At 58.1% G+C, this 7,413-nt stretch carries 4 protein-coding genes; all 4 read right to left on the bottom strand.

Going from position 1 to position 7,413, the window contains the following annotated elements:
- Window positions 1-337: 337 nt before the first annotated feature.
- The gene (locus ACS5Q1_RS16785) at window positions 338-1,081 is read right to left on the bottom strand and encodes a LuxR C-terminal-related transcriptional regulator (protein WP_473099280.1); all 744 of its coding nucleotides are present in this window, start codon (window positions 1,079-1,081) and stop codon (window positions 338-340) included.
- 876 nt (window positions 1,082-1,957) lie between these two features.
- Entirely contained in the window at window positions 1,958-2,728 is a 771-nt protein-coding gene (locus ACS5Q1_RS16780) for a LuxR C-terminal-related transcriptional regulator (protein WP_473099279.1), read from the bottom strand.
- Window positions 2,729-3,171: 443 nt separating this feature from the next.
- Window positions 3,172-4,521: a tetratricopeptide repeat protein gene (locus ACS5Q1_RS16775; RefSeq protein ID WP_473099278.1), complete on the bottom strand. Its 1,350-nt coding sequence runs from the start codon at window positions 4,519-4,521 to the stop codon at window positions 3,172-3,174.
- A gap of 69 nt (window positions 4,522-4,590) precedes the next feature.
- A complete protein-coding gene (locus tag ACS5Q1_RS16770) occupies window positions 4,591-7,404 on the bottom strand; it encodes a tetratricopeptide repeat protein (RefSeq protein ID WP_473099277.1) in 2,814 nt (937 codons plus the stop codon).
- Window positions 7,405-7,413: the final 9 nt, after the last annotated feature.

Genomic DNA, 7,413 nt, shown 5'->3' with positions numbered 1-7,413 from the left:
ATTCTGTATTGCTCGACGGATTGCCTCTGTCGTCGTGGCGCTGCCGTGTAGAACCTGCCCCATAGTGCTTCCTTCCACTCATGCGAAAAGATTGCACCATCAAAGTCCGGGATTAAACACTTAGCTCATCGGACCCAAAAGTGGACTCCACTTTTGGGATCGATCCAATGCTCAATCCCTTAAGTGGCGCATCGTCGGGCGCGGACCCAGAGGGCCGCGTCAGCGACCCTTCGGGTCCGCACGATGCGCTAACGTTCTCGAAGTACCGCCCTCGCACCCCATAACGAACAATGGGAGCCATTGGCTCCCATTGTAGAAACGCGCTTGAGCAACACGATCAGCTGGCGGGCGTACCGCGCGTCGCGGGCAAATGACTTGCCGCCCAGATTGCCGCCTGCGTCCGATTCTTTGCCTGGATCTTGCGCAGGATCGCTTTGACATGAACTTTGACGGTGGCTTCCGTGATGTCGAACTTCCGAGCGATAATCTTGTTCGAATCGCCATCCATCAAACAGCGCAGAATGACCGTCTCGCGAACCGAAAGACCTTTCGCCGGAAGGGTCACCTCATGTGACTCTTCGGCAACCGGCGCTTCCTTGGCATGATCGGCGCGGGCTTCCCGCTCCCGCAACAGATCAAGGATCGCACCGGGGAAGATGGCTTCTCCCAGCATCACGAGATCCAGCGACTTTACGAGTACCTCATGCGAGATTGACTTTTTGAGGTACGCATCCGCGCCGGCTTGAAAGGCGGCCACCACCTGCTTAAGGTCGTACTGCTCGATCAGCATGACCACTTTGGCGCTAGGATTGCCCTCTTTCAGCATCCGGGCCTGACGACAGGTCTCATCATGATCGCGGCTCGCATCAATGATGAGGACGACAGCGCTAGTATCGAGGCCCGGTACCGAGGCCATTTCCTCAAGGCTCGCAGCTGCCGCGGAGGGCGAATACGCCGTCTCGGCGAGAATTCTGCGCAACCCTTCTCTCAACAGGGCATTCGGCTCGACAAGCAGCGTCTTGATAGAGCGAACAGCGGCATGCTCTGCCGAAGAGGGCTCAACCGAACGTGCCAGTTCCATATATCTTGAGTATGCAACATCCTTAGCCGAAGAAGCCCCTGGATGTGGAAGGCTATCAAGATCGTAGGTGTTCCGCATCTCAGATGCCTTTCTGGTCTTGATTCGGTCAGAAAAACAACAAAGTTCCCCAGAAATGTTTAGCTTATAATCTCATTAGAGACAATCATTACCCATTCAAATCCTTTTAACAATCTTTAATCAAAAGGTATTAACATGATATAAAGTATCATGAATTATATCTCTCGCTATGAGAGCACTCGATTAAGCGCGTAGATACAATAGAACATCAAATATTCGGGGTGATCTTAACTACCCATCGAAGCATTCAGCAAATTATCAACACTCACGCCTTCGTTGCCGGAGCCACATTCTGAGGAGGCGGCCGACAGGCTCTCTAAATAGAAAGCAGGGAGAAGGTTTCGCAGAACTGCAGTCTGTTGATGAAGGATATTTCCCGTGAGCGAGGATCAGGGCCAAGCCTGCATCTGCCACCGTCTCATAATCCGACGGATTAGCGCATCGTGCGGAACCGAAGGTCCAACCGGTGCGAAGGCATTGAGCATCGGATAGATCCCAAAAGTGGCTTCCACTTTTGGAGCAAATGCTCTCGACACAGCTTGCTGTCAAAAACTCCACCCCATCGCGAGGGATGTTTTGCGCAAGTGAAATACCTCTGGAGGGAGCAAGATCCAATATTATTGCGAGAGATTGGCCCAAACACAGAGGGCTCGCCGAACGACATTGATCCGGCAAGCCCGCGACGTTGAACAATCGACACCGGAAACTTTCGCTCGTTGTTGCGTGGTGCCGATTCAGCCGGGAATCATCGATGGCGTGATTCTCCGTTCTGCTCCCTTGGACAATTGGCTAACAGCGTCAGCGAAGACTGTGTATAGCCAGCCTGTCGCTTGACTGCACCCACGATGCATCCGCTGAATTTGAAGACAAGTGGTTGACGGCCCACATGGCAGCCTGGGTGCGGTTTGCAACGCGAATCTTGCGCAGGATGGCTTTGATGTGCACTTTGACGGTTGCTTCAGCGACATCAAGTTTGCGCGCGATGACTTTGTTCGGAGCGCCCTGCATCAGGCATTGCAGAATCTCGGCCTCTCTGCTCGACAAGGTCCGAATGGGAGAATCCTGCCCCTCCGGCGCCGGGGCGACCTGGAGAGAAGACACCTTGATGGCAGGGGCCTCTTTCGAGAGGTCCATCTCTTCCCCATGGGTCGATATAGCCGCCAGGAAGGCAGCAGATGGGAAGACGACTTCGCCCAGCATGACAAGGTCGAGATACTTGATGAGGGCCTCGCATCCTGTTGTCGCAAGGCAATATCCGTCGGCGCCGGATTGAAAGGCGGCTTTCATGCCCTCAAGATTGAAGCTGTCCGACAGAACGACGATCCGGGCTTGCGCATATTGCTGCTTCAGGGACCAAACTCCCTCAGCCAGCCCCGACGAATAAAGATTCGCGTCGAGAATGAAGAGAAGTGGACCCGCCTGAGCCGTCTCGTCCAAAGCGACTTCCCCGTGTGTCAGGCTTTCCGCATGCAATCGGAAACGGGTACTTGAGAGGATGTGCCTCAAGCCCTCACGCAACATCGAATTCTTGCAGCCTAAGATCGTGGTGACTGGCAGAAGGTGTGACATGCGAGGGAGCCTTTCCGCAGAGGTTACCTCGAATTGTACAAGTTAACGGTTTGTTATCCATCCTTAATAAAGGGGTATCTAATTATGCTTAGGAGGTAGAAATAGATACCTCACCAAGGATAACTCATCTTGAGCCTAAATTGATACAAACAACCGGGGCAGTTATTCTTGCCAATCTGCTACACTATTGCGGCAAACTGTCGACAAACATAACGGCCAAAATAGTTGTCAGAATCAAGCGACACTGACCTGCGCCATCCATCAAGGCCAGAATCTCGGTGTCCTTGGCGACGGAATCGCATGCCGCTCTACGTGATATTGAATCAATCCGACGCCGCAGGAAAGAGAGAGCCCCTTATATCGCTGCCATCGTACTTGGCTCTCAAGCGTGCGTCAGGTCGAAGATCCCTTGGGTCCGACGACACGCTCCATCCATGTAACCATCACTGAGCAACAGCATTTGGCGTCTCAGATGGCCCATTTCGCGCGTCATCGACAGAGCTAGTCATTTCTGATTCCGTGATGGAACGGAGAGCGACTGCTGCGAGAGGAAAGCCGCTTTCCTTAGCGCTGCTGATGAGCTCGATCGCCTTGTTGAGATCAGCGGTAACGCCTATTCCGGACTTGTACATCAGGCCGAGCCGATATTTGGCTTCGGGGATGCCTGAATCGGCAGCGGCCTGCAGAAGGCTTACTGCCTTCTCGGGAGATGCACTCAAGCCGATTCCATCCGCATAGGCATGAGCCAAACCGATGAGCGCCTCGCTGTTGCCCGCCTCTGCAGCCTTGTCGAGGCCCGCGACAATGAGTGAGATCAGCTCATCTGACGGTCTCAAAGCAAGAAGCCGTGCAAGGGTTTGCCCGGCAACAAGATTGGTCTTGTCCAAAGCAGCAAGACTGTACCACTGCACCGCCTGCCGCTGATCCTCGACGTTGCTGCTGCCTGAGAGCGCACTGGCCATGTGCATGGCGGCAGCAGAGTCGCCACGCTCGGCCGCGACCTTGATCAGCTGCCCCGCCGCGTCGCGGTTCTGGATTCCCCGCGTTCCTCTCTCCAGATCGAGCGCCACCTGATACGCGATGCCAGGCTTGAGTTGAGCCGCCTGCTCGAAGAACCTGAGCGCCGAAGCCATATCCGTCACTCCTTCGGTCCCCAGGGCAAGCGCCCAGCCGATCTCAAGAAGCGTGCTGCGCCGACGGCCTTCGTTGACACCGTCAAGCCATTTCAGGGCGGCAGCCTCACTGCGTTCCAAGCCACGACCGGTGCCATAAGCATAAGCCGCATAAGCCATAGCACGTTCGTGCCCGACGCGGGCCGCCCACAGATACCACTCGGCGGCCTTCCTCGTGTCTGCAGGAACGCCTTCACCGCGATCGTACATGCCTGCCACGGCCAGCACCGAACTTGATGCGCCACGAAGAGCTTCGAACCGAAGCCGCCGCTCGAGTCTGGCGCGGTCTATACCCTGCAGAGCCACCTCGTGACGAGCCATGATCTTGGCCATGAGGCGCGTTGCCTCCCGGTCTCCACGGGACGACGCGATTTTGGCCGCATCCAATCCAGTTGCGAAGTCCTGCGTATCCATCTCTGAATCCAGCGCCTTCTGGCCGAGCCTGAGAAGCCTCAATGTGGACATGGCACGAAGTTGCGCCTGAGTCGGTGGTGCAGGCTGCGTTGCCGCCGATGCCTGGGGTGCGGAAACCTTCGCATCGTGCGAAGGAACTGCCATCGCCGCCAGAGAAACACTGGTGAAGAGGCAACTCAGGAAAACGATACGGGTAGCTTTGATCATCTCGCCTCTCCCACACATCGACTATGACACCCGCGATGTACTTCAAACTCCGACACGGCAGCCCAGATATTACTTCTTGGCGGCTCCTTCAGCTGTCTTCAGCCAATCCTGGGCTGCGCTTGCGTTCACATCAGTGCCGAAACCCAGGGTCATGGCGAGGCTGAGCCCGTACATGGCCTCGGAGTCACCGGCCTGTGCGGCCCGCTGTAACCATTCCGTGCTGGCTCGGGCCGAGAGCTCTACGCCATATCCCGATGCGTAGGCGCGCGAGAGCTCCTTCATCGCGATCGTATCGCCGGCCTCCGCGGCCCTCGTCAGCCATATCGCCCCGGCTTGTGCGTCCACAGGAACCCCGAATCCAAGCTGCAGGCTGCGCCCATATTCTCGCATGGCTGGCGCAAAACCACTCTCGGCGCTCTCCTTGAGAGGCACCACCGCTCCGGCTCCCTCTTCACTCGGCGTTGCCGCAAGCCTGGAAAGATCGGTCGCTACCGCGGCATCGCCTTTCTGCAATGCCTTGGAGAGCCATTCGATTGCCGCCTGCGTGCTGCGCTCGCCAATCTGTCCGGACACATAGCCACGTCCAAGATAACGCATCGCCTCAACCCGACCTGCTTGTGCAGAGAGTTTGATGTAACTGACGGCGTCTTGCTTGCTGACAGACTCACCTACGCCCTCGAGCATTGCCCGTCCGATGAGAAACAATGTGCTCGGGTCCTGTGCATTGCTCCGGACCTCGACGAGTGCTTTTTGCATCCAAGAACGCGCGTGCTCCTTGTGATCAGAACCTGGAACCCTGTGATAGACCTGCGCAAGCTCGACCATGTCTCTCGCCGAGCAGACCGGCAACGCCTCCACACGGGAAAGCCACCGAGCAGTATCGGCTTCATTCTTTGCACTCGATGCCAATGCAATGGCCGCTCGCACATTGCCGGCCTCTGCTGCAGCCTGTCGCCATTCCAAGGCGCTCTTGCCGGTCGGCTGCAGCTGCGCGCCCGGAAGCTCGGCCAGTGTCGTCATCGCAGCGGCATTGCCAGCCGATGCGGCTTTCAGCAGGAGCTGCATACCGTTCAGCACATCCGTATTCTGAACGCGCTGAGAGATCAGAAGACGCCCCAATTCAAGCTGTGCGCCAGAATCTCCCTCTTGGACAGCCTGCTCGAGAAGAGCCCGAGCACCGGCTTCGTCCCGGCTTCCATCCTGCCCGTTCAGCATCCTGCGCGCCAGGAGAAGCATAGCGCGGGATCGCCCCTCCCCTGGTGCGAGAGCCGCCTCGCGCCATCGGGTCGACGCGGCTTCATCCGCAGTAACGCCCTGTCCTGAACGGTAGGCATAGGAGAGAAGGACCATGCTCTCGCGATCACCATGCTCGGCGGCATTAAGGAGAGCCCTTATAGTCCTTTGTGCGGCCGCCGAATCTTTGTCCGCTTGGGCAACGAGGGCCGTGATGCTGCGCACGTGCCCAGCCTCCGCTGCGCGCTCCAACCAGGCTTTGGCCTGCGCCGGATCCGGAGCGACAACGGTGCTGCAGGCATAAAGCTCGGCGAGCGCACCCATCGCATCGGAATTGCCGCGTGCAGCCGCCTCCTTGAGAAGCCGAAGAGCTTCGTCCGGCCGTCCCGCCTGCGGATATGCCAGCAGGAGTTTCGCCATTTCCGTGAGGGACCCGACATCGCCGCGAGCCATCGCACGCCGATAGAAGGTCAAGGCCGCATCGATATCCGGCCTGCCGTTCATGCCAGCGGCATGCAGCCGTGCAAGTCCGACAAGAACGCTGGTGGTGTGTCCGGGCAAAGCGCTTGCCTTCGTCAGAGCCTCTGCAGCCTTCGGCAGATCCTGCGCCGCCCCGAACTCGCCGCGATAATGCCGTGCAAGGAGCTTGTAGGCCTCGGTATCGGCATTCAGTCCGGCCCGCTCCAGCCAGGCGATCGCCTTCGGCACATCCTTCGGCACTCTGTCCCCAAGCAGAAGCCGCTCGCCCAGCAATGTCATGGCCCGCGGCTCCCCAGCCTCGGCCGCTCGAGTGAGATGGATCAGGAACTGATCCGGGGTCGCTTTGATGCGGCCCTGCATGTAGATTTCTGCAAGAGCTACGTCTGCCTTGGAATCGCCCTGACGGGCTGCCGCTTCAAACCATTTGACCGCCTCGGTCAGACCGCCCGGAACAAGCAAATCTTCGCTCAGGATTGCCCCGATCTCGAAGAGTGCGCCGCACTTTCCCTTTCCGAGATTGTCATAGAGTGTCTGCAGGGCAAGCTTGATCAGATCGTCTGCCGCGACCTGAGGCACAGGACCGATTTTCCCGTTGCGCTGCAACTGGGCCAACCCGATCATCCCATCGACCTGACCAGCCGTCGAGGCTGCGCGAAACAACCGTTCCGCCTCGCGAACATTGGCAGCAGCAATCCGGCCCTGCGCATGCAGCTGAGCGAGCAGGACAGTTGCATCCATGTTCAGCATGGACGAGGCAGTCGCAAGGTGAAGCGCTGCGCGCTCGGGATCGACAGGTCCTGCCACGGGATCGAGAAGCAGCTTGCCGAGCCGGAAATGAGCCCGGCCTCTCCCAGCCCATGGCCGATCTGCTAGGTCTTCGAGAAGCCTGCGGGCCGTCAAGGGGGATCGATGGATGTCGGCACGTCCCTCGGTATAGGCGATCGCAGCCTCGTACATCTCCTCGGGATCGTTGACCGGCTGCGACTTGTCCCACTTGCCCCAGTCCCGGGACAGGCGTGGTTTGGAGACCGGTAAGCAGATCTTGCTGAAATCTGCATTGGGCGAGAGAGACCGCGGCGGAGGTGTTTGGGCCGCGCTCGATGTAGCCACTGCCAGCGACATGGCAAATCCCGCGACAGCAGCGCCGCTGACGCGAACTGCTTTTGTCATCGGCAACCT

The organism is Microvirga sp. GN3, from assembly GCF_055792825.1.
The sequence above is the reverse complement of the archived record's forward strand: the minus strand, read 5'-3'. Positions and strand labels throughout refer to the sequence as shown.